Genomic DNA, 24,182 nt, shown 5'->3' on the forward strand with positions numbered 1-24,182 from the left:
GCCGGCCTTTATCTTTTTCGACAGCCTCGTTTGGCGCGCGCTACACCAGGCGCATGGCTTCCTGGACAGCACCGTAAAGATTGGCGTCGTTGCCGAGCTCGGCCGCCTTTATCTGCGGCACAGGAATGCCGGCAAGGGTCCCTTCGTAACTCGCGAGGGCCAGCGGCATCTGCGCACGCAGGGCATCGATGAGCTCGGGATGGCACGAGATGCCGCCTGCGATCACAAAGACCTCGGGGTCGAGCACGGCCTGCAAGTTGATGAGCTGTCCGTCAAATGAGCGAGCGTAGCGGTCGAGCGCGCGCTGCGCCGCCATGTCGCCATCCGCGATCCACTCAAAGATGCGGCGGCCGTCCACCGGAGAATCCGCAGGCAGGTCCTTCTCGGCAACGACGGTATCACGGAGCGCACGCCAACCGCCCGAACCCGCAAAGGAGTTTTCCGTGCTCGTGGCAGTCGTGACATCGTTGCGCAAGAAGCTGAACTCGCCTGCAAAACAGTGCGCGCCGCGCAGGACCTTGCCGTCGATGTCGATACCGCCGCCGATGCCCGTGCCGATGGCGAGCACCACGCCAAAACGTATCCCGCGCAGAGCGCCAGCCGCATACTCACCGAGTGCGCAGCACTTACCGTCGTTATTGACGGCAACCGGCACCCCCAGTGCCTCGCACATGAGCTTTCCCAGTGGGCAGCCGTCCATAAACGTGAGCGCACCGCCGCGATGGATCGTTCCCGTGACGTCCCCCTCGTAGATACCGCCGTGCGCTGACCACTCATTTAAGTACGTCCCCAATGAGTGCGACGGAATGGCTCCCTTGGCAGCTTAAAGCTGTCATGCACGAACCATTCCGTCGCAGCCTCATGAAAGGGACTGGATTGTAAATGTTGGAGAAGAGCCGTTAGCACCCGGGAGCCAAGATCACCAGTGCGTCGTGCTCAAAGGGATGCTGAGCCACGCGCACGGTACCGTCACCGTTGTCGCGAACGGGCAGCTTGGCGATGCGCTTATCCTCCATGTCGAGAACCGTCGCCGTCCAGCCGCACGTGCCGTCGAGCTTAAACTTGAGCGCCGTAGTGCGTGGCAGGTACGTGACGACGCGATCGCCAACGCGCGCCACACGAATGGCCTCGCGCGCGTCATCGAGCAGTTCCTGTGCCGGAACCACGGCAAGTGCGTCGTCGCCAGCCGTAGCGCCCAAGCCGGCAAGCACATGCTCGATCGCGCCAAAGTCCCAAACACCCGCAAACTGCAGGCACTCCTGCCAGCGGAACGGCATGTCGAAGCCCTCGCCCAGCACTGAGCCCTGGCTCTTGCTGGTCTGCCAGTTCCAAACACCGTGCGCGCCATAGGTCACGCCAGCGCTCGCACCGGCAAGGATCGACGACCACACGCTCGCGCGGCAGTCCTGCGCGGTGAAGCGCCAGTACACATTGCGCGACGCACCCATCTGCTCGTAACAGGGCTCGGAGTTGACCATCGGCTTTTTAGGGTAGTTGGCGATAAAGTCCTGCGGCAGGTGCCAGGCCTCGGGCTGGCCCTCGTAGTTATGGCCGGGCTGGAACATGTAAAAGTCCAGGCGGTCCAGGTACTGTGCCGGAATGGTACGGTTGCCGCGGTTGATATGCATGGTGCGCAACGCCTCGGGCGCGCGCTTGATGACCTCGTCGAGGGCATCCTCGTAATAGGCGATTGCCTCGCCGCTGGTAAAGTCGGTATCGCCCGTCACCACGTAGACGGGGTCGAACTCGCCCAGGTTCTCGACGACGCGGGCAACGTGGGCACGAACCTCCTCGCGCGGCATAACCTCGGCACCGCAATGCTCAGCGATCTTGGCGCCCCAGGTTCCGGGCACGTAGTTGCACCACATAAGCACAAGTGCCGGACGAATGCCGTGCTCGACGGCAGCGCGACACATGGCGGCGGCGCGATCCCAGTACGCTTGGTTGGGGCGGGACCAATCAAAATGCACGCCATCCTCGCTGGCATAGGGCCAAATGCCCAGATCGGGGCAGCAGCGATCCCACTGCGGCAGCGTGTTGATCTGCAGCACGTTCATGCCCTGCTCGGCGCGGCGGGTCAGATAGTAGTCCCAATCGGCCTCGGTAATGCTCGTAAACGCGCTCCAGCACGTATCGGCAAACCAAAAGAACGGCTTGCCCTCGCACAAAAAGCCGTCCTGACGACCGTTGACGGTCAGCTTTCCCAAACTCATCTGCATGTCCTTTCGTTTGATAAAGGAGTTGCGAACCGGCAGATTCTTTCGCGGTAACCCCGCGCGAAAGCCCCTGGCGCTTAGCAAGCCCCGGCGAGCAGGCACCACGCGCCCTCAATCAGTCTACCTTGTAAGAAGGGCCCCGCCGGGCTTGCGCCTGACGGGGCCCTGTCGTGTAGGTAAGGTCGTATGTGACCGAATGGCTTGGCCTTAGGCCTCCATCTCGGCGAGCTCCTTTTTGGAGAAGCCAGTGGCAAAGACGACGGCGGCTGCGATGACAAAGGAGATTGCCATACCGACGATAGCCCAGACGGTGTTCATCTGGCCACCCTGCAGGTAGTTGGTGAAGACCAGGAAGTTGGAGGCACCGCCGGCCAGGTAGTAGGTAACACCCATGAGGCCGGAGAACACGGCGCCGATGGCACCGCCGATGAACATACCGAACATGGTGCGGCGGAAGCGCATGAGGATACCGAAGAGCGCGGGCTCGGTGACGCCGCCGGCGATGGCGGAGATGACGTAGCCCAGGGCAAGACCCTTCTCGTCGGGGTTCTTCATCTTGAGGAAGGCACCGAAAGCGCAGCCCCAGACGGCGGCCATAGCGCAGTTGGTGGAAACGAAGACGAAGGGATCGTAGCCGGCGGCGATGATCTGAACCTGAGCGAGCAGGATGACGGGCATGTGCATGCCGCAGACCACGAAGAGCTGCCAGAAGGCGCCGAGGACGGCCATGACGATCAGGATGCCGATACCGCCAAGGTCGGCGAGACCAAAGAGGGCGTTGGCAATCAGCGTACCGAGCTCATTGCCGATCGGGGCAAGGACGATGAAGGCGATGGGAATGGTGACGATCATGGTGCAGAACGGCGTGAAGACCGTGGACAGCACGTCGGGCATGACCTTCTTAAAGAACTTCTCAACAAAGTAGAGGACCGGCACCGAGAGGATAATCGGCAGGACGGACTGCTGGTAGTTGGCAGCGGTGATCTGGATGCCATAGACGGAGATGATTCCGCCACCCTCCTGAGTCGCGACACTCACGACGGACGGGGCCATGAGAGCGCCGCCGAGGAGCATGCCCAGAACCGGAGAGGCGCCGAGCTTCTTAGCAGCGGCATAGCCCAAGTAGATGGGGATAAAGGTAAACGTGGCCTCGTACAGGGTGGTGTAGAGGAACGTGTAGGTCGGATCGGTATCGGAGATAACGCCGAGCATGGTGGGACCAAGAACCGCAGCGATGGTGCGGAACAGACCGCCGGCCATGAGCAGCGGAATCAGCTGGGTCATGGAACCCGACAGGTAGTCGAGGATGATGTTGGGCAGGTTCTTGATCTCGAACTTCTCCTTAGGAGCGTCGAGGTTCTCGTCGACCGCGGCACCCTGCTTGACGCCGGACATGGCGACGAACTCGGCGAGCACCTTGGGCACGTTCTGGCCGATGATGACCTGGAGCTGGCTGCCGGCGAACTGGCAGCCCAGAACACCCTTGACCTTCTTGATCTTCTCCACGTCGGCCTTGCTGTTATCCTTGAGCGTCAGACGCAGGCGCGTCATGCAGTTGGTGGCGACGGTGACGTTTTCCGCACCGCCCACGAGCTCGAGGACATCGGTGGCAATCTGCTTGTTATCTACTGCCATGGGACCCCTCCCCATATCGTCGTGTGCCTAATCGCTTGGGCGCAGGCACGCCTTTGGCCCGGCGGCTATAACCCCTTACGGCTGCCGAGCCCTTGGATACGCTGTCGTAAACAATCTGTTTACTGAACGTTTACAGCACTTAGTTTACACGCAGCGTTGAATTTGTGGGAGTTTTGCCGTTTGCAGTCCGGTGAACGGTAGGAAATCGGGGGTGAACGTAATTGAATGCCGAGGCATTACACATAGTACCATTTATTTATAAATGGTATTTTACGTGGGATTTTATATAATCTGGCACCTCAATGACTTGTTGACTCATCAACAAAAGCCCTGCTAGATAGTAGTAAACGAGTGTTTAGTAGTTCATTGAACGTTTGATGCGACCGTTTACCGAGTTCATCCGCTTATTCTCAAATTCTGCTTTACACTAAACATGTTTAGATTGTATTGCCGCGATTGTTTAGCACGCGCGGCACAAGGGAGGCAGCTCATGGAACTCAAATCGTGCACCTACGCAACCGTCAGCACCTTGGGCGACTTTGGCCCCTGGATCAGTAAGGTCGTTCTCGACCTACCCTGCACCGTGCGCGCCAACGATGTCGATGCGAACACTTTCCATATATATGTAGAGCGTCACGAGCGCACGGGCGAGGTCCTGATGCGCAAGGAGCACGGCGCCGACCATGCCACGCCCTCCGTGGGTTACATCGACGTTCTCGCCGCGTATCCGAGTGACGAGAACGGCCGCAAGCTCGCCGTGGGCACCCATGTGGCACTCGAGGTTGCCGAGCAGCGCCTGACCAAAAAGATCGAAGGCGGCGTCATGGGCTCGCGCATGCTCGATAACCAGCTGCACGTCACGCAGCTCGCGGCTCTTCCCGGCGACGACGGCGAACCCACCTGCGGCCTGGTCTTCGATACCTGTCGCGGCGACATCTGCCCCGCGCTCAAGGGCTGGAGCAATGCCGTGCAAAAGACCGCCGTCAATGGCATCGCGCTCGAGTACGGCTTCTTTGAGCCCAGCTTTAAAGCCGAGGACTCGGCCTGCTTCAATCCCTTCGCGCCCGAGGCCACGGTCGTGCCCCGAAAGGCCCCGCTCGTGGTGTACCTGCACGGCGCCGGCGAAGGCAGGGGCGCCACGCAGGGCGAAGGCGCCACGCGCGCCTATATCGGCAACCGCGTGACAGCCATTAGCCAGGCGCAAATCCAGCGCTACTTTGGCGGCTTTGCCTGGGTGCTCGTGCCGCAGTCTCCCACGTTTTGGATGGATAACGGCGTCGAGCAGCTCGGCCGCTCCAACCAGAGCATCTACTCCCCCGTACTCAAGGCGCTCATCGACGAGTTTGTCGCCGAGCATGCCGAGCGCATCGACGCCGACCGCATCGTGGTCGCCGGCCTTTCCAACGGCGGCTTTATGACCCTGCGCCTGTGCGCCGACTACCCCGATTTCTTCGCCGCCGGCCTTCCCTGCTGTGCCCCGTGGTACAACGCCACGGACGAGGACGTAGCCGCGCTCGCCAAGACGCCGCTGTGGTTTACGCACTCCAAGGGCGACGAGCTCGTGTCGCCGCAGCAGACCGTGCTGCCGCTCACGGCACGCCTGCGTGACGCCGGAGCCAACGTGCACCTTACCTACTTTAGCCATGTCGAGGACCTGACCGGTCGCTATCGCGAGGCCGATGGCTCGCCCAAGAAGACGTTCAACCACGGCGTGTGGATCCACCAATTCAACGACCTGTGTTATCAAGACTTCGACGGGGGCAGCGTGCTCATCGACGGCGAGCCGGTGGGCTGCTGGGAGTGGTCGGCCAGGGTCAAACGGTAATCCGTCCCGGCGCGGGGACCGGATGTTAGTTTTGCAAACGTCCTCGGGCATGCATGGGGCGGCGCTTTGCGCTTCGCGCTGCGCCTTCCCATGCCCCCTGCGGAATGTCTGCAAAACTAACACCCGGCCCCCGCTGCGTTGCCATTGTCGTTGGCCCTGGCCGGCCGCTTCCGGCAGCACGCCGGGTCGGCGGCGATGGGGGCGTGGGTCCCGTCTTGCCTTGCGCGTAACTGGCTGAATTGATTTTGATTGGAGCTGTTCCTATGTCCCAAGAGTTAACTCGGGTGATTGTTACTACCGATATGGAAGTCGACGATATGAACTCGCTCGTTCATTTGGCTCTGTATCTTAATGTGCTTGATGTTCAGGCTGTGGTGTATACGGCTTCGCAGTATCACTTTCTTGGGGATGGGGTTCATACGCTGGGCGAGGTGAATTCGCATTGGCGGACCAAAGGGCGTCGCTCTTATGAGTGGGATGTTGTGCCTCATGAGCCCGATCCGCTGGCGGGCGAGCTTCGTGAGTATCGTCCGTTTCCCGAGCATTGGATTGAGAGTCTCTGGAGTAATGAATATGCCCAGGCTTGGCCGCAGTTGCAGGCGAATGCGGGCGCTGCCGGTGAGCCGCCGTTTCCCACGCCCGCCCAGATGATCGAGCGCACCTTTGTGGGAAATGTTGCCTTTGAGGGTGATGTGACTGAGGAAACTGAGGGATCTCGTGTAATTGCGCAGGCAATCTTGGATGATGATCCGCGTACGTTATGGCTGCTCAGCTGGGGTGGCATGAACACCATCGTTCGCGCCCTCATGAGTATTGCCGAGCGTTATCGCGCCACGCCCGAATGGCCTGCCGTGCAGCAGCGGGTCTATCAGAAGGTGCGCGTGATGGGCGTTGCCGATGGCGTGGGGCAGGACAACTCATGGCTCGACCATGGACGCGAGCTCTTTCCCGAGCTCATCTTTTGGTGTGTGCCCTATATGTATGGCGGCTATGTCGATGCCAAGATGGCTCAACCCGATACGCTGCCGCTGTTTAAGGCACCTTGGCCTGAGCAGAATCTCACGCAGGGCAACGGCCCCCTCATGGCACGCTACATGCTCTATGGCGACGGCAAGGTCTACGAAAATGAGCCCGAGCGCTTTCAGTTTGGCAAGCATGCCCGTCTGGATTGGGGTCTAGAAGGCATGCCCGCGATGCAGTTTGAGCGCGGCGACTTTATGGCCGAAGGCGACAGCATGACCTATATTCCGCTGCTGCCGTTTGGCCTGCGCGGTATCGACGACCGCGGCTTCGACACACTGCTCGGCCGCATGTTTCTTGATGGACATCCCGATACGGACGCACCCGCCGGTTTTGCCGCCATCGGCACGCCCGTAGACGGCAACCCCAATCCCTACCTGCGCGCCTATCAGGAAGACTTTGCCGCCCGCGCGCAATGGTGCGCCCATGATCCGGCAGCCTGCTCGCATCCGGCATATGTTGTCGAGGTCACGGCCGACCGCAGCGCTACAGCCGGCGAGCGCGTCACCCTTGCAGCGACCGTCGTCGACCCCGACGGCAAGGGCTTTGATGCACATTGGGATGTCGCCGTGGACCCGTCGAGCTATGCAGGCACGCAGGATCTTTCGCTGTGGCAGGAATGCACGGTGAACACCGCTTTTATCGTGCCCGCCGACGCGCAGCCCGGCGACCGCTTCGTGCTCACCCTTACCGTGCAGACGCGCGCCGAGCGCCCCTGCAGCCGCTACGCCCAGGTTGCCGTGACCGTGGCATAGCAGGGACGGCGCCCACATTCGGCAGCCGCCACATTCGGCATGGACTGTCCCCAGCTGCCACTCATTTAAGTACGTCCCCAATGAGTGGCCGAAGAGTGTCCCCGGCGTCCAGTCAAAAATGGGCCATGTGTCCCAGTTGTGGAGACTCCTTGAGCCGTCTGGGTATCGTGAAAGATCGCGCGCTCACCCATCATCAAAAGTGACACACGCTACCTGTTGATGGGAGGCAGCTATGGGCTTCTTTGACAAGATGTTCGAGAAGAAAGAGTGCGCGATTTGCGGTACCGAACTGGGGCTTTTGGGAAAGACCAAAATCAACGAAGGCTACCTGTGCAAAGAGTGCGCAGGCAAGCTCTCCCCCTTCTTTAGTGGTTGGCGCTCCAGCACCGCGGACGATATCCGCGAGCAACTCGCCTACCGCGAGGCCAACGCCGAGCGCCTGGCCTCGTTCAACCCCACGCGCACGCTCTCTGCCGGGCGCACCAACATCATGCTCGACGAGGACGCGGGTCTGCTGATCATCACTTCGCAGAGCCGCTGGCGCGACGCCAATCCCGACATCATCGAGTTCTCACAGGTACTCGGCTGCGATATGGATATCGACGAGCATCGCACCGAGATCTATCGCGAGACCAAGGACGGCGAGCGCGAGAGCTACAACCCGCCGCGCTACGACCTGGATTACGACTTTAATCTGACCATCCACGTCAACACGCCGTACTTTACCGAGATCAACCTGCGCGTGAACGACTCCACCATCGATCAGCGTGGCTCCATCGAGTACCGCGAGGCCAAGCGCCAGGCAACCGAAGTCCGCGATGCGCTGGTACAGCTGCGTCAGGAGACACGCGACAGCGTCGTGGCCGCCAAGGCCCCCAAGACCGCGGTCACCTGCCCCTTCTGCGGTGCAACCACCATTCCCGATGCCAGTGGACGCTGCGAGTACTGCGGCGGCGCCATCGGCGCATAGCCTCCGGCACGGAAAGGACCGATCATGGCCTTCGAGAGTGTCAACTATCAGTGCCCCGCGTGTGGCGGCCCCCTTCACTTTGCCAGTGCCGAACAAAAGCTTGTCTGCGACTACTGCGATTCGCGTTTTGAAGTCGAAGAAGTCGAGGCCCTCTATCGCGAGCGCCAGGACAAGGCAGATGCCAAAGCCGATGCCGCAGCCGCGGCCCCCAAACCTGCTGTCGACGATGCCGTGCAGAAGCTGGCCCAAAACGCCGGCTACATCTGCTCGTCGTGCGGCGCCGAGCTGGTCTCGGACGGCACCGTCGCCGTTACCACCTGCCCATACTGCGGCAACTCCGCCGTGGCGCCCGGCCAGCTCTCGGGCGACTTCTCACCCGACCTGGTGATTCCGTTTAAGCTCGGGCGCGATGATGTTATGGCAGCACTCAAAGAGCACTACAAGGGCAAAATCCTGCTGCCCAAGAGCTTTGTCACCGGCAACCACATCGACGAGGTCCAAGGCGTTTACGTGCCGTTTTGGCTCTACGGCGCCCGCGTGGATGGCGAAGTGTACTTCGATGCGACCAACGAGACCGTGACCGAGGAATCCGACCGCACCGTCACGACCACCGACCACTACGACGCCTACCGTAAGGGCAAAATCTCGTTTGAGCGCGTGCCCGTCGACGGATCGTCCAAGATGCCCGACGGCCATATGGATGCCATCGAGCCGTTTGACTACGACGCGCTGCGCCCGTTCTCGGTCGCGTATATGCCCGGCTACATCGCCAACCGCTACGATGAGGATTGCGAGACCTGCAAGGCGCGCGCCGAGCGTCGTATGGAAGAAAGTACGATTTCGGCCCTGCGAGAGACCGTCGTCGACGAATATGACGACGCTACGGTCGAAAGCAAGCAGCTCGACTACACCTGGGAAGAAAACGATTATGCCCTGTTCCCCGTGTGGATGCTTTCCACCTCGTGGAACGGCAAGAGTTACCTGTTTGCCATGAACGGCCAAACCGGCCGCATGGTCGGCGAGCTTCCCTGCTCCAAGCCCAAGCTCGCCATCGCCTCGATGCTGTTCTTTGTGATCGGGTTTGTCCTCTCCCAGATTCTCTTTATGGGCGAGAACGCCTTCGATCCGGACTACCTCACCTTTGATATCGAGGGCATCCTCATCAACATCGTCGCACCGCTGATTATCGTAATCATCGGAGACGTGCTGCTGGTAGGCCAGCTCAAGACGGCCAACGAGGCCACCCACGCCGATTGCTACTGCGGCGAGCTCGACTTGACCGAGAAGCACGACACCTTCAGCCACACCGAGACCACCGTTGTCATGAAGGACAACAAGGACGATTAGCCATTCTAACCAATACCACCCGGCCTTTGACGAGAAAGGAAGATCACCATGGGACTCTTGAAAGCTGGATTGGGTGCTGCCGGCGGCGTCATGGCCGACCAGTGGAAGGAATATATCTATTGCGAATCGATGCCCGCTGACGTCTTGGCCTGCAAGGGCAGCAAGCGCACCGGCGGCCGCAGCTCCAACACGCGCGGCGAGGACAACGTCATCTCCAACGGCTCCGTCATCGCCGTCAACGACGGCCAGGGCATGCTCGTGGTGCAAAACGGCAAGATCATCGAGGTCGCGCTGGAGCCCGGCGAGTTTGTCTTTGACACCGGCAGCGAGCCGAGCGTCTTTAGCGGCAACCTGGGCGACTCCATCAAGGAGACGTTCGCCAATATCGGCAGCCGCTTTACCTTTGGCGGCGACGCGGGCAAAGACCAGCGTGTCTACTTCATCAACACCAAGGAGATCATCGGCAACAAGTACGGCACCGCCTCGCCTGTGCCCTTCCGCGTGGTCGATAACAACATTGGCCTGGATGTCGACATCTCCGTTCGCTGCAACGGCGAGTATTCGTACCGCATCACCAACCCGCTGCTGTTCTACACCAACGTGTGCGGCAACGTGACCGATAGCTACACGCGCGATAAGATCGACAGCCAGCTTAAGTCCGAGCTGCTCACCGCTCTGCAACCCGCCTTTGCCAAGATCTCGGAGATGGGCATCCGCTACAGCGCCATCCCCGGCCACACCACCGAGCTCGCCCGCGCGCTCAACGAGGTTCTCTCCGCCGACTGGCGCGACCTGCGCGGCGTCGAGATCGTGAGCTTTGGCGTCAACTCCATCGCGGCCTCGCAAGAAGACGAGCAAATGATCAAGGACCTGCAGAAGGCCGCAGTCATGCGCGATCCCACCATGGCAGCCGCCAACATCGCCAGCGCCCAGAGCGATGCGATGCGCGCGGCAGCCGCCAACCCCAACGGCGCGATGGCCGGCTTTATGGGCATGGGCATGGCGGGCGGCATGGGCGGCATGAACGCCAGCCAGCTGTTCGCCGCCGGCCAGGCACAGCAGCAGGCCGCCCCACAGCCGGCTCCGGCACCCGCCCCCGCACCGGCTCCTGCCGCTGCCCCCGCGGCCGGCGCATGGACCTGCAGCTGCGGTGCCACCAACACCGGCAAGTTCTGCCCCGAATGCGGCAGTCCCGCACCCGCCCCGGCACCGGCCAAGTGGTTCTGCCCCAACTGCGGCAGCGAAAACGGCGGCAAGTTCTGCAGCAACTGCGGAACGCCTAGGCCCTAACCCCTCTATCTGGTAATTGGCGGGGGTCCGCCACCCCCGCATTTGCTTCTATGGGTTTCGTTCGATAAAGGAGGACACCATGAAGACAACGTTCAAAAAGTCCGTACTCGCATTTCTGACATGCGTCCTGGCGCTCGCCTTTGCCCTGACGGGCTGCAGCGGCGGCGGCAAGGACCCCAAGGCCAACTTCGTCGGCAGCTGGGAACTCTCGGGTGGAACCCTGGAGGGCGAAGAGCTCACCGATGAGTACATGGATATGCTCAAGGGGTGGGGCCTCAACTGTATCCTGATCCTCGACGAAGACGGCACGGGCGTCCTCGACATGTTCCTTGAGGTCGCCGACCTGAAATGGGAGGCCAAGGACGCCACCACTGCAACCATCACCGCCGACGGCGATTCGCAGGACATGAAACTCAAGGACGGCAAGCTCGTCCTCGAGGTGGAAGGCGACAAGCTTATCTTTACGAAGTCCGACAAGGATCTGTCCGGTACGCTAAAAAAGGATCGCGAGGCGGCCGAGAAGGAAGAGGAGATCGATGAGGCCGTCGAAGACGACGATGTCCAGAGCGTCGAAATCTCCCCCGCCGTCACCGTCGCCGATGACGATCTGTGCACCATCACCATCACCGAGAAGTTCAAGGACGAATGGGGCGACATCGGCTTTGTCGTCAACATCACCAACAAGAGCGACAAGGACCTGACCTTCTACGCTCCCTCCGGCAAGACCAACGTCAACGGCACCATGAAGGAACCCTGGTTCTCGGCTAACCTGATGCCCGGCACCAACGCCACCGAGGAATTCACGTTCTCGAGCGGCGAGCTTGACAGCCTTGACGACCTGGTCAACACGACCATCGGCATCGACGCCTACCTGACCGATTCCTACGAGGACGTCGCCTCCTACACCGCAACCATCGCGTAGCGGCACGTAACATCAGCCGCGGATTGGCGGACGCATCCGCGCACTTGCCAGGCGGGGCCGCAGGAGTTGATCCTGCGGCCCCGTCGTTTTTATGCCGACAGCACAGCCGCACAAGCAGGCCGCCCGTCGTTTTCTGATGCAAAACGGCGGGCGGCCTATCTTTACGGCGCCGGAACACGGCGAGCGCGTCGATTACGGCCGCTCCATGTTGGGAACGATGCTGCCCTCCGTTACCGCGCGCACGGCCAGGCGCATGATGTTGTCGTAGCCGGTCTTGCTCAGAATCTCCGAGATGCGACGCTTGATGGTACCCTCACTCATAAACAGCTCGGCCGCGATCTCGCGGCGGCTTTTGCCCTCGCAGGCAAGGCGCAAAATCGACAGCTCGACATCGTCGAGTGCCGCCGTGCCCGAAAAAATGCTCTCGGGCGGCTTGGGAAACGTGCAATAGCCCGCCAGCGTGGAGCGCATCACGGCGAACAGCTCGTCGATACCAACGTTCTTGTACACAAAGCTATCGACGCCCGCCTCGCGAGCCTGATCGACAAAGGTGATCTCGGGCATGCCGGTCATGATGATGACGCGGCACTCGGGCAGCTGCTCCTTGATGCGCGCCGCCGCCACGATGCCGTTTGAATCGTGTTCGGTGCACACGTCCATCAATATCATGTCCGGGTGCTCCTTGAGCGCGACACCCAAGGCCTCGGAGGCATCGGCGATCGCGGCGGCGACGGTCATATCGGGCTGGTCGCCAACGGAGCGCGCCAGGCTTTCGCGCAGAATGGCCTGATCTTCGACAATTAACACGCGGATCATGAACTTCTCCTTTGGACCGTGGCGTTGGGGCTCAGCGGGATGGACACCGCAAGCGTAAAGGGCTGGGCGGCGTGGACTTCCAGGCCGCCGCCCAAATCTTGCGCGACATGCCTCATACCTGGGATACCCGTTCCCTCGCGATACGATACGGGGGCCGGGGACCCGTCGTTAGAAATCGTCATGCGCGCGACGGCGCCAGCATTCGTCCCCTCCTGCCACAGGCGCACGTGGACCCGATGCGCCTGCGCATGCCTGGTGGCATTGGTCGAGGCCTCGCGGATAATCTGCAAAAATGCGGCGGCGACACGTGCGTCCTCAGGCAGCGCACCCTCAACATCGATCTGCACACTCACCAAGCCAAAGGCGTGAACGATATCGCTCAGCTGCTCTGCAGGCTCGCTGGCACCGCCACTGCGCAAATCGGCGGCGATTGAGCGCAGCAACGGGTCAATCTGCTCGAGCGACTCATCATCCAGACGTCCCTCCTCCAAATAGCGATGAAGAATGGACAGGCGCTGGCCGATCACATCGTGAACGCGGGCACGCATACGTAGGTAGGCCGCATTGTCGGCAACCTTTTTGGCTTCTTCGATCTGGGCCTGGAGCTCTTGGCTAGCACGCTCAAGCAGGTGGTTGGCTTGCGCCAGACGGTCGTAGGCGTGTGCGTATTCCGTCACGTCCAGGCCGACGACGCGCTCGAACGGACGGCTCGAGACCGTAACGGCGTCACGCACGAACAGACGAATCTCGGAAGGAGAGATCTCGACCACGGCGCGATCCCTACCAAAGCGATCAAGGTCGATATGGGCGCGATTAGCGCTGCTTTCGGGCATTTGCATGCTCAGTTTGCGCAGGTCGTTCCATGTGCTGCTCATGTCGCCCAGGTCGGTGGGCATATGGAGCTCTACGAGGTTTTTGCGCATGCAGCGGTTCATGAGCAGCGGACGGCCCCTCGGGTCTAGATACAGGATGCCCACGGGAATCACGTTGATGGTCTCGATCGTCGAGAACATGGTGATATCCTCTTGGCGGTTACGGACGTCCATCAAGAGCGCCGCGATGGAACGGAACAGGAAGAACGCCCCCTCTGCGATAAGGACAACGGTCCACGCCGAGCCCATGGCAAAAACCACCGGTGGTGTAACGGCGACAACAAGCAACAGCTCGACCAGCATGACGGGACGACGATAGTGCACCATGAGTACCACGCCATAGGCAAAGATTGCGGCATTGAGCCACAACGCTCCGCCCATTGCCCTGGCGCAAACGTCAAGCGGCGCCACCAGATACGAGCCAGACGACGTGAACAAGATGAGCGCCGAAATCATCAGGTGAAGCACAAGACTCGCCTCGTAGGCGCAAATCACCTTACGGTTATAGGACGAGCGGCGCGATGCGATGAGCGGGACGTGGATCGTCTGCAGACACGCAGCCAGGGCAAAGACAACATCGAGCGCAACGATTTGGGGAAGGATGAGCGAAATCTGCATCGTCACTCACCCGCCCTCGGCATCAAGACGATCATGCGCAGCTGACCGGACTCGCCCTCAAGGCGGTATGCCACGTTGCGCCCTTGCAAAGCGCTTTCGAGCTCTTGCGCAGCGGGCGTCTGCGAAAGATCTTCATCATCGTTGGAAAAAAGTGTGGCGCGCAGCTCGACGCTGCATCGGTCATGGTCGCCCAAGTGATACATAAGTGCCGGATGATCGGTGGTGTAGGCAAAAAACGCAAAGTCATACACGCAGTCGTACAGCGCGCTTACCGTACTGGCGTGCATCGGGCGCCGTATGGCAATAATCGAGGCGCAATCGACATCGATCGTGCGCAGGTCGCTTGCGAGCTCGTTGGCAATGAGCTGAATGCGGTCGCGGTCAAAACCGCTCTCCCCGTGCCGTGCCAACGTGAGCGACCCCTTCCGTTTGCAATAGGCAACGAGCATCTTGGCGCGCTGTAGCATGCGGTAACGCTCGCGCGAAGATTCCTCGTCAGTCAACGGCGGCAGCGAGCTCAACAAGTCGTACATCTCTTCGAGCGCGCGGGCAAGCGCCTGGTCCACGTCTTGGACTAGCAAGGTCTCGGCCTCTTGATCTGCCAAATGTGTCTTAAGGTCGTAGTCGGCGGCAAGCAGCTCGTTTTGGCGTTGCAGCTCCATGCGACGATGTGCCAGTTCGCGATTGAGCTCGTTGAGCTCCGATACGTCTTGGGCAAGCAGGGCCGATCCCCCCAGCAGCGGAAAGGCACGATACATCACATCGGGATCGGACGCCACGGTAAAGGCATGGGCGCGGGCGTGCTCCTGGTTCCGCAACTCCTCGCGCACGCCTACCGGCATTGGCTTTGACACCGGCGTGGCATAGACCTCCTGCAGGTCGCGCGTTAGAACTTTGAGGTCAAGCGGCAAGGTGTCGAAGATGCCGGCGATATCGTGGTACGACGGAATGACACCGCAATCGAGACAGATTTCCATCGCCACCACGCACAGGATGCAATAGACGAGCGAAAAGTTGAGCCTCCATGCCCAGGGCACGCGCAGAGCATATGAGATGGCAAAGAATGCGCCGCCCAGCAGCACGAGCGCCGCCATGCCCGAGAAACGTTGGATGCGAAAGGACGAGGACCGACCAACCAGGATAAAAAAGGCCACGAAGTTAAAGGCCGTCCACACGAGGAAGGCGAAATAACCCCGGCCGTACGTGTAATCGTTGCTCCAGGTGTCGCTTGTACGGTCAAAGCGGAAGACCTGCTGGTGAAAATCGTTGGTGAGCACAAATCCGATAAGCAGGATGGCCACAATCCACAGCGCAGCACGGTAGCGGCGACCCAGGCGGCGTTGCTCCAGGCCCGCAAGGCGCAGGCCGCAGAGCTGGTAGAGCAGCGGAATGAGCGTCATGGGCACGTAGTACAGGTACCACAGCAAGGTGGCATAGAACGGCGTGAACGACTTGTACTTGAGAATGACCTCGATCATCCACAGGGCACAGATGGTGGCGATGGCAACAAGGCGGCGGCGCAACACATAGTCCAAACAACGCAGATAGACCAACACGCCCCAAATCGAAAATACAATTGCGGCGACAAGCAGCGGGAGAGGGCTCGAATGGGTGAGCGCGTCCACGACCTCTTCGGACACCTCGCTATAGGCGGGCACGGCGTTAGAAAGTTTGGGGTCGAAGGCGAACAGCACCGGCAAGATCGCCAAAAGCATGAGGAACAGCGCGGTGACGGCGCCGGCGATAGCAAAGACGCGGTGACGGTACACCTGATGCGTTATGCCAACAAGGAATCGCGGCATGGCGAAGAGCCTGCCGCCCCTGGGATCCGCAACCGGAGCGGTCCGGGCGGCCGCGTGGCCGATATGTCGCTCGCGGGTACTCATAGTCCCTTTAGTGTACCGACAGGCGGGCCCAAAAAGCGGGCCGCATGTCCCAAAATCCGCAGACGGCAAGGCGCCCGGCGAGCAATAACTACTCGCCGGGCGCCTTGGTTAGAAGGCTATGAAGTTGAGTGTCTCAGCTTCCTTAGGACAGGTCCTCACCATTAGAAGCAATAACCTTCTTGTACCAGTCGAAGCTCTTCTTTTTGGAACGCTTGAGGGTACCGTTGCCGGCGTCGTCGCGGTCCACATAGATAAAGCCGTAGCGCTTGGACATCTCACCCGTGCCGGCAGACACCAGGTCGATCGGGCCCCAGGTGGTGTAGCCCAGCAGGTCAACGCCGTCCTCGGTCACCGCATCGCGCATCGCGGCGATATGCTGGCGCAGGTAGTCGATACGGTAGTCGTCGTTGATGGAGCCATCCTCCTCGACAACATCCTTGGCGCCCAGACCGTTCTCGACCACAAACAGCGGCTTCTGATAACGGTCGTACAGGTCGTTGAGGGTGATGCGGAAGCCCAGCGGATCGATGGCCCAGCCCCACTGGCTCTCCTGCAAGTAGGGGTTCTTGGCGCCGGCGAAGGCGTTACCCTGGGTGCGCTCGACATCGGGGTTATCGGCACCGGCAGAGCAGCGGGTGCTGTAATAGCTAAAGCTGATGAAGTCGACGGTGTTAGCGGCCAGGATCTCGCGGTCCTCGTCCGTCATGCCCACATCGATGCCTAGACGCTCGAGCTTCTTGACGGCATATGCCGGGTAGTAGCCGCGGCTCTGGACGTCGACGAAGAAGTAGTTGTCCTGGTTATCGAGCTGCGCCTGGCGCACGTCGCCCGGACGGCAGCTGTAGGGGTAGTAGCTACCCGCGGCGAGCATGCAGCCGATCTTGATCTCGGGGTCGATCTCGTGGGCGATCTTGGTTGCCCAAGCGCTGGCGACGAGCTCGTTGTGGGCGGCCAGGTACTCGACGGCCTCCTTGTTCTCGCCCTCCTCAAAGACCAGACCGGCACCCATAAACGGCAGGTGCAAGATCATATTGATCTCGTTGAAGGTGAGCCAGTACTTCACCAGCCCCTTGTAGCGGGTAAAGATCGTGGTCGCGAGGTTCTTGTAGAAGTCGATGAGCTTGCGGTTGCGCCAGCCGCCGTACTCCTTGATGAGGTGAATTGGGCAATCGAAGTGCGTGATGGTCACGAGCGGCTCGATGCCGTGCGCCTGACACTCGCGGAATACGTCCTCGTAGAAGGCCAGGCCAGCCTCGTTGGGCTCGGTCTCGTCGCCGTTGGGGAAGATGCGGGTCCAAGCCAGGCTCATACGGAAGGTCTTAAAGCCCATCTCGGCAAAGAGAGCGATGTCCTCTTTGTAGTGGTGATAGAAATCGATGCCGGTCTGCGCGGGATAGTAATAGCCGTCCTCGAAGTCGAGCATCTTACGCTGGCCGGAGACCACCGCATAGCGCTCGGGGCCGTGCGGAGCCACGTCCACGTTGGCCAGGCCGCGGCCGTCCACGTCGTAGGCACCCTCGCACTGGTTGGCAGCCGTTGCGCCGCCCCACAGGAAGTCATTACGGAAAGCCATGTATCAATCCTTTCGCACGCTGTTCTCATAGGCTCAGTATCCCTGCAAACGGGGTACCGCTCAACGGCAACGGCACAGGCCGATACTTCTTTTCGCGTGCAGGCGCCCGGCAGCCACCCCACCTGACACTTTTTGATACCCGCCTGCCCAATCCACCACAAAGGGGACAGGCGCCTTTGTGGCGGTTTGGGGCGATTTGTCTCGATCTGTAACAAGTAGGCCGCCAAAACCGGGCCAGGTGTTACAGATTGAGATTGTTCGGCCAGTCCCTTGCAGTTTGTCTAAATCTGTAACAGGTAGAGACGATTTAGCCCGCTAGATGTTACAGATCGAGACAGAAGATCCTAGTCGCAGGCGATGTCGAGGTTTTTGCCGATGAGACCTACGTAGCCGCCTTCGCTCAGCAACCCATTTGACTGAATAGGAAAAAAAGGAAAAAATAGGAAAAAAAGGAAAGGAGACTTATGACTGAAACCATCTTCTCCCCCTCATTTGGAAATCGCCCGTCCTATCTGGTGGGACGCGGGAGCGTGATTTCGACATTCATCTCCGGCCTTGAGCAGGAGCCGGGCAATCGAGACCGAGCCATACTCATGCTCGGCCAGCGAGGCAGCGGCAAAACGGTTCTGTTGTGGGAACTTGCCGATCGCGCCCGCAAGCTCGGCTTTGTTGTCGCCACGCCCACCGTAGCCTCCGAGGATATGCTCGAGCGCATTGTTGAGAAAATCCAGGAAGCGGGCGAGCCTTACGCCAACAAGCATCGTCTCCCCAAACTTACAGGTGGCAGTTTGAGCGTCTTCGGTTTCTCAGCCGGCCTCGAGTTTACGCGCGACGTACAGGAAACTAAGAGTTTCCAGTTCAAACTCACGCAGTTGGCACGCAAGTTAACCGAGCAGGGACACGGCATCCTCATCCTCATCGACGAGCTCCAGGCAAATTCACCCGAGATCAGACAACTCGTCACCGCCTATCAAGAGCTGGTCGGCGAGGGACTCAACGTCGCGCTCGTCATGGCGGGCCTCCCGGGAGCAGTCTCCGCGACACTCAACGACCGCGTACTGACATTTCTCAACCGCGCACGCAAAGTCACGCTCGAACCGCTTTCAGTCGGAGATGTCGATGCCTATTATCAGCGGGCTTTCGAAGAGCTCGACCTTGATATTCCAGGCGATCTTCGCCTCCGTGCCGCTCGTGCAACCCAAGGATCGCCCTATATGCTGCAGCTCATCGGCTACAACATCGCCAATCGCTGCCAGGCAGGAGAATACGTAACGCCAGAGCAAGTCGACGGAGCTATCGAAGCGTCAAAGGCCGATTTCGAAAACGATGTTTGTGAAACGACGCTCGCCGCGCTATCGGACCAAGACGTCGCGTTTCTCGACGCAATGACTGATGACAAAGACGGCGTGTCGCGCATCTCCAATGTGGCCGAGCGCATGTCAGTCACACCCGACTATGCGCAAAAGTATCGCCGACGCCTCATCGACGCCGGCGTTATCGAACAGGCACGCCGCGGTTACGTGCGTTTCGCTGTTCCATATATGGCTGACTATCTGCGCAGCCAGCTCTAGACAGCCACCACAATGGGGACAGGCACCTTTGTGGTGGCTGGGGGGGCGGTATGTCTCGATCTGTAACAGGCAGAGACGATTTAACCCGCTAGATGTTACAGATCGAGACAGAAGATTCTAGTCGCAGGCGATGTCGAGGTTTTTGCCGATGAGACCTACGTAGCCGCCTTCGGCTGCCTTGGGGCTGTCAGCATGGCAGAGAACCCACTTGTCGGCCTTCCAGTAGCAGTAGCTGTCGCCGGCAGCAGGCATATCGGCCGCAGCCTCGGGACGCGGACCGTTGGTGCCGGCGGGCAGCGCCACCATCACCTGGAAGCCACCGTCGTCGACCATGCACGGCGTGTAGTGGAGCGTGGTGTTGAAAACCTCGACAACCTTGCCCGCCGGCACGCGAAACGCCTTGACGCACGCGGTATCGAGCTTGCCGCCCTCGATCTCCCAGCGATGCGCCACGAGCAGGATAAAGTCGCGTGCACCCAGGTTGAACTCGCTGGCACGGTGGTACTCCAGGCAGTTGAGACGCGTGTTGTGGCCATTGCACCAGCCGAGCTGGAAGGGGCGGCCGCCAAACATGAGAAAGCCAAGCTTGTCGGCATCCATGACACCCTCGAGCTCCGGCGCGCTCGCTACGTACTTACTGCCCTCGGGGATGGGCGTAGCGGAGAGCGCCTCGACGAGTGGGGCGGTCAGGCCGGACGGGACGTCGTCCCAAACGTTGCCATAGGACTTGAACTCGGGATCGTTGACAGAGTAGATATGCATGTTCACTCCTGTTCGTAAATGTGACTATACGAATATTCTAGAACAAACATGAGCGGTTTTGAACGCTCGTCCAGACCACTCAACAAAAAGGCGCCCCCGCATAAGCGAAGGCGCCCAATGTGCGCGTTTTGGGCGACAAGCCCTTACGCCTGCTGATAGTGCAGGCGCTTCTCGTCGATATCGGCCAGGTCGCGGTCGAGGTAGCGGCGCGCGAGCCAGTTTGCCATGGGAAGGTTCTGGTCCAGGTAGTTGCCGCACTCCTCGGGAGCGGCTCCGGGGACATCGCCCTCAAAGTCGGCGACAAACTCAAACAACTCACGCACGAGCGGCAGGATCTCCTCGCTCGTCACCTCGCCAAACACAACCAGGTAAAAGCCCGTGCGGCAGCCCATGGGGCCAAAGTAGACAATGCGGCTCGACCACTCGGCATGGTTGCGGAGGAACGTCGCCCCCAGGTGCTCGATGGTATGGCACTCGGCGGTGTTCATGACCGGCTCCTTGTTGGGCGTGGTCAGGCGCAGGTCAAAGGTGGTGACGGCGACGCCGGTCGCCGGATCGCGGTCGATGCGGCTCACATACACGCCGGGCTCAAGCAGCAGATGGTCAACGGAAAAGCTCGCGATGCGCTCCATGGCAGATCCTCTCGATAGTCAATTTGGGACGGCGCTCTTTTAGCTGGTTCGAATGGTCGCACCAATCATACCAGTCAAAAAAGCCCCGTCCCAAATGAGCTGCCCGGGACGGGGATCAATGAGTTTTTAATCCCCGTCCCAGGAAAATCATGCTAGGCAGTGTACGAGATGGTCGCGTCGACGGCATGGCGCCAGCCGGCGATCTTTTTGGCGCGTTCGTCAGCGGGCATCGACGGTTCCACGATGCCGCGGGCGCCGTAGACATCGACGACATCGCGCGTATACATGCCCAGCGCGATACCGCAGGCCCAAGCCGCGCCCAGACCGCTCATCTCGTCGTTGCTCGCAATGCGGATGGGCGAGCCGACCAAATCGCTCTCAAACTGCATCAGGTACGCGTCGCGCGTGGGGCCGCCGTCAACACGAAGCTCGGCAAGCGCCGCGCCCGAATCCTCGACCATCGCATCAATGACGTCAAAAATCTGATAGGCGATCGACTCGTCGGCAGCCTTTACGAACTCCGCGCGGCCCGTGGTGCGTGTCATACCAAAAACGCATCCCTCGGCATCACTTGCCCAGTGCGGCGCACCCAGGCCGGTAAACGCCGGCACAAAGTAAACATGGCTCGCCGGGTTGGCGGCGTAGCACAGGTCGGTGACCTCCTCGGGGTTGTTGATGAGCTCCAGGTCGTCGCGCAGCCAGGTCTTGACGGCGCCGGCGTAGCTCACGTTGCCCTCGAGTACATACTCGGTCACGCCATCCATACGCCACGCAAGCGAGCTCGAAAGCCCGTGCGAGCTGGCGACAAACTCGTTGCCGACGTTCATCATGACCGAGCTACCGGTGCCATAGGTCGCTTTGGCCATGCCGCGGCTGGCGCAACCCTGCGCAAACAGGGCCGCATGGCTGTCGCCCAGCACGCCGTGTACCGGCACGGGTGCGGGCAAAAAGCCATCCAGGTCCGTTGTGCCAAACAGACCGTCGGAATCGGTCACCTGCGGCAGGCAGGCCGAATCGATGCCAAAGGCCTCGCACACCGGCTCGCTCCAGCAGCCACGGCGCAGGTCGAAGAGCTGCGTGCGGCTGGCATTGGACCAGTCACAGCGAAACTCCGCGCCGCCCGTGAGCGTCCAGACCACCCAGGCATCGATGGTGCCCAGACACAGCTCACCCGACGCCGCGGCCTCGGCAGCCGCCGGAACGTTCGCGAGAATCCAAGCCATCTTGCCCGCCGGATAGTAGGGCGAGAGCACCAGGCCCGTTGTGTCACGCACCAGCTCTGCCACGCCTTCGCGCGCCGCAAGCTCGTCACACAGCTCGCGGGCGCGGGCACACTGCCACACCACGGCGTCGCACAGCGGCTCGCCCGTCGTGCGGTTCCAGGCAACGGTGGTCTCGCGCTGGTTGGAGATGCCAATACCAGCAATGTCGGCCGGATTGACCCCGGTCTCCTCCACCACGGCACGCGCCACGGCCAACACGTTGGCGGCGATCTCGACCGGATCATGGCTCACCCAGCCGGCATCATTGACAATCTGGCGATGCGAGCGGTCGGCACGATGAATCAGATGGCCGCCCTCGTCCACCAGCAGCGCCTTCGTGCCCTGCGTGGATTGATCGATTCCGATGATGTAGCGGCCCATGGCCACCCCTTTCAAAATGAATGTGACAAAGGGACTGTCCCTTTGTCACATTCCAATTACTCTGCGGGAAGGAACTCGGCGACCGTCTTGGCAATGCCTTCGCCGGTGAGGCCGTAGTGCGCAAAGACCTCGGGGCTCGTGCCGGTGATGACCGGCGCGTCGGGCAGGCTCAGGCACCTGACCGGACGCGGGCAATGCTCGCCCACCACCTGCGCGACCATAGAGCCCAGGCCTCCGAAGGGACTGTGCTCCTCGACGGTCACAACGGCGCGCGTGGCACCGGCGGCCTCAATCACGGCCTCGGCGTCAAGCGGCTTGACGCAATACATGTCGAGCACCGTTGCCGAGATGCCCTGCTCGGCCAGCAGGTCGGCAGCGTCCACGGCATGGCGGACCATCTCGCCGGTGGCGACGAGCGTCACATCGGTGCCGCGACGCACCCAGGTGGCGCGATCCATCTGGAACGGGCACTCGTCCTCGGTATACACGTCCTCGACCGGGTTGCGGCCCACGCGAATGTAGGCCGGCTTGTTGTCGGCGACCAGAGCCCGCACGAGCTCGGCGGTCTGGAAGCGGTCGCTCGGCAGATACACGCGCATGTTGGGAATCGCACTCATGGCGGCGATATCCTGCGCGGAGTGATGGCTCATGCCCAAGGCGCCATAGGACACGCCGCCAGAGATGCCGATGAGCTTGACGTTGGTGTTGGAGTACGAGACGTCGACCTTGCACTGCTCATACGAGCGCGTGGTCACAAAGGACGCCGGCGAGGCGGCCCAGGCCTTCTTTCCGCACGAAGCCATGCCGGCGGCGATGCTCACCAGGTCCTGCTCGGCAATGCCGACCTCGACGGACTGTTGGGGATACTGATCAAAGAACGGCGTGAGCGATGCGGAGCCGCGGGAGTCGGAGCATAGGACGACGATGTCCTTATCGGTCTTCGCGGCCTCGAGCAGCGTGTCGCAGATAACCTTGCGATTGGCGATCTTGTTAGCCATTGACGGCCTCCTTATGGGCAGCGAAATCGGCGATGATCTGGGCATATTCCTCATCGTTGGGCAGGTGATGGTGCCAGGCGGCCTTGTCCTCCATAACAGGCGAGCCATAGCCCTTCACCGTGTTGAGGATGATGACCGTGGGCTTGCCGCAGGTCTCGGCCGCAAGCGTCAGCGCGGCGTCGATGGCCCGGACGTCGTTGCCCGGAATGGAGAGCACGTTCCAACCGAAGGCGGCCCAGCGCTCCTCCTGCGAGTCCTGCTTCATAACATCCTCGGTGCTGCCGCTGATCTGCAGGCGGTTGCGGTCCACGAGTGCGCACAGGTTATCGAGCTGGTAGTTGCCGCCGCTCATGGCGCCCTCCCAGACCGATCCCTCGGCAAGTTCCCCGTCGCCCATGATGGTGTAGACGCGGTAGTCGCGGCCGTCCATCTTGCCGGCGAGCGCCATGCCCACGGCCACGGGCAGACCGTGACCCAGCGAGCCCGAGTTCATCTCGATGCCCTTGAGCTTGTTGTTGGGGTGGCCGATGTAGGGGCTGCCGAACTTGGAGAAGCGGGCCTTGACGTCGTCGAGGTCAAGATAGCCCTCGTGGCAGAGCACCGCGTAGTAGGCCTCCATGGCGTGGCCCTTGGAGAGCACGAAGCGGTCGCGGTTGGGATCGTCGACGGTCTCGGGCGAAATGTTGAGGTGGTTGGCGTAGAGGGTCATGAGGGCGTCGATCACCGACATGTCACCGCCGATGTGGCCGCCGGCGCCAGCCATGATGATATCGACGCAATCGCGGCGAAGGTCCCAACGCAGGGACTCAAGCTCTTCGATAGTTGCCATTT

General features: G+C 60.9%; 19 protein-coding genes. 7 read left to right on the plus strand and 12 right to left on the minus strand.

Annotated features, from left to right (window positions below):
• Positions 1-40 precede the first annotated feature (40 nt).
• The 3 genes from ACTQW0_RS01045 to ACTQW0_RS01055 all read right to left on the minus strand — a co-directional run bounded on the left by ACTQW0_RS01045 (position 41) and on the right by ACTQW0_RS01055 (position 3,851).
• A complete protein-coding gene (locus tag ACTQW0_RS01045) occupies positions 41-793 on the minus strand; it encodes an ROK family protein (protein WP_441566496.1) in 753 nt (250 codons plus the stop codon).
• A gap of 106 nt (positions 794-899) precedes the next feature.
• On the minus strand, positions 900-2,213 hold the full coding sequence (locus ACTQW0_RS01050) for an apiosidase-like domain-containing protein (protein ID WP_441566498.1): 1,314 nt from the start codon (positions 2,211-2,213) through the stop codon (positions 900-902).
• A gap of 210 nt (positions 2,214-2,423) precedes the next feature.
• A complete protein-coding gene (locus tag ACTQW0_RS01055) occupies positions 2,424-3,851 on the minus strand; it encodes a PTS transporter subunit EIIC (protein WP_441566500.1) in 1,428 nt (475 codons plus the stop codon).
• A gap of 490 nt (positions 3,852-4,341) precedes the next feature.
• Here ACTQW0_RS01055 and ACTQW0_RS01060 point away from each other — a divergent pair, with 490 nt between their 5' ends.
• From ACTQW0_RS01060 to ACTQW0_RS01085, 6 genes are all read left to right on the plus strand, one after another.
• Positions 4,342-5,676 carry a prolyl oligopeptidase family serine peptidase gene (locus tag ACTQW0_RS01060; RefSeq protein WP_441566502.1) on the plus strand — a complete coding sequence of 445 codons (1,335 nt, stop codon included), beginning with the start codon at positions 4,342-4,344 and terminating at the stop codon, positions 5,674-5,676.
• Between the two features lie 263 nt (positions 5,677-5,939).
• Positions 5,940-7,451, plus strand: a complete 1,512-nt coding sequence (locus ACTQW0_RS01065) for a nucleoside hydrolase-like domain-containing protein (protein WP_427718129.1) — start codon at positions 5,940-5,942, stop codon at positions 7,449-7,451.
• Positions 7,452-7,683: 232 nt separating this feature from the next.
• Positions 7,684-8,421: a DUF4428 domain-containing protein gene (locus ACTQW0_RS01070; RefSeq protein WP_441032084.1), complete on the plus strand. Its 738-nt coding sequence runs from the start codon at positions 7,684-7,686 to the stop codon at positions 8,419-8,421.
• A 24-nt stretch (positions 8,422-8,445) separates the two neighbouring features.
• The gene (locus ACTQW0_RS01075) at positions 8,446-9,768 is read left to right on the plus strand and encodes a hypothetical protein (RefSeq protein WP_441566504.1); all 1,323 of its coding nucleotides are present in this window, start codon (positions 8,446-8,448) and stop codon (positions 9,766-9,768) included.
• 48 nt (positions 9,769-9,816) lie between these two features.
• Complete coding sequence (locus tag ACTQW0_RS01080; RefSeq protein WP_441540376.1) at positions 9,817-11,058, plus strand: SPFH domain-containing protein; 1,242 nt, start codon at positions 9,817-9,819, stop codon at positions 11,056-11,058.
• 79 nt (positions 11,059-11,137) lie between these two features.
• Complete coding sequence (locus ACTQW0_RS01085) at positions 11,138-11,980, plus strand: hypothetical protein (protein ID WP_441566506.1); 843 nt, start codon at positions 11,138-11,140, stop codon at positions 11,978-11,980.
• Between the two features lie 192 nt (positions 11,981-12,172).
• Here the strand turns inward: ACTQW0_RS01085 and ACTQW0_RS01090 are convergent, their stop codons facing one another.
• The 4 genes from ACTQW0_RS01090 to ACTQW0_RS01105 form a co-directional block, all read right to left on the minus strand.
• On the minus strand, positions 12,173-12,796 hold the full coding sequence (locus ACTQW0_RS01090; RefSeq protein WP_441540375.1) for a response regulator transcription factor: 624 nt from the start codon (positions 12,794-12,796) through the stop codon (positions 12,173-12,175).
• Positions 12,793-14,292 carry a sensor histidine kinase gene (locus tag ACTQW0_RS01095; RefSeq protein WP_441566508.1) on the minus strand — a complete coding sequence of 500 codons (1,500 nt, stop codon included), beginning with the start codon at positions 14,290-14,292 and terminating at the stop codon, positions 12,793-12,795. Before ACTQW0_RS01095 ends, ACTQW0_RS01090 begins: the two co-directional genes overlap by 4 nt.
• Complete coding sequence (locus ACTQW0_RS01100; RefSeq protein WP_441566510.1) at positions 14,289-16,172, minus strand: histidine kinase N-terminal 7TM domain-containing protein; 1,884 nt, start codon at positions 16,170-16,172, stop codon at positions 14,289-14,291. The genes ACTQW0_RS01095 and ACTQW0_RS01100 overlap by 4 nt, the downstream gene beginning before the upstream one ends.
• Positions 16,173-16,314: 142 nt before the next feature.
• Positions 16,315-17,745, minus strand: a complete 1,431-nt coding sequence (locus ACTQW0_RS01105) for a 6-phospho-beta-glucosidase (protein ID WP_427718111.1) — start codon at positions 17,743-17,745, stop codon at positions 16,315-16,317.
• Positions 17,746-18,209: 464 nt separating this feature from the next.
• On the opposite strand from ACTQW0_RS01105, the gene ACTQW0_RS01110 reads away from it, so the two are divergent.
• Entirely contained in the window at positions 18,210-19,316 is a 1,107-nt protein-coding gene (locus ACTQW0_RS01110; RefSeq protein ID WP_441566512.1) for an ATP-binding protein, read from the plus strand.
• Positions 19,317-19,433: 117 nt separating this feature from the next.
• On the opposite strand, the gene ACTQW0_RS01115 is transcribed toward ACTQW0_RS01110, so the two are convergent.
• The 5 genes from ACTQW0_RS01115 to ACTQW0_RS01135 all read right to left on the minus strand — a co-directional run bounded on the left by ACTQW0_RS01115 (position 19,434) and on the right by ACTQW0_RS01135 (position 24,180).
• Positions 19,434-20,078 (minus strand): DUF4867 family protein, encoded by a 645-nt coding sequence (locus ACTQW0_RS01115; protein ID WP_441566514.1) that lies wholly within the window; start codon positions 20,076-20,078, stop codon positions 19,434-19,436.
• Between the two features lie 143 nt (positions 20,079-20,221).
• On the minus strand, positions 20,222-20,710 hold the full coding sequence (locus tag ACTQW0_RS01120; protein ID WP_441566516.1) for an S-ribosylhomocysteine lyase: 489 nt from the start codon (positions 20,708-20,710) through the stop codon (positions 20,222-20,224).
• 152 nt (positions 20,711-20,862) lie between these two features.
• On the minus strand, positions 20,863-22,353 hold the full coding sequence (locus ACTQW0_RS01125; protein ID WP_441566518.1) for an FGGY family carbohydrate kinase: 1,491 nt from the start codon (positions 22,351-22,353) through the stop codon (positions 20,863-20,865).
• A gap of 56 nt (positions 22,354-22,409) precedes the next feature.
• Positions 22,410-23,351 carry a transketolase family protein gene (locus ACTQW0_RS01130; protein ID WP_441566520.1) on the minus strand — a complete coding sequence of 314 codons (942 nt, stop codon included), beginning with the start codon at positions 23,349-23,351 and terminating at the stop codon, positions 22,410-22,412.
• Positions 23,344-24,180, minus strand: a complete 837-nt coding sequence (locus tag ACTQW0_RS01135) for a transketolase (protein ID WP_427718096.1) — start codon at positions 24,178-24,180, stop codon at positions 23,344-23,346. Before ACTQW0_RS01135 ends, ACTQW0_RS01130 begins: the two co-directional genes overlap by 8 nt.
• Positions 24,181-24,182: the final 2 nt, after the last annotated feature.

The sequence above is a fragment of the Collinsella sp. LCP19S3_B7 genome, assembly GCF_052121795.1.
GTDB lineage: Bacteria > Actinomycetota > Coriobacteriia > Coriobacteriales > Coriobacteriaceae > Collinsella.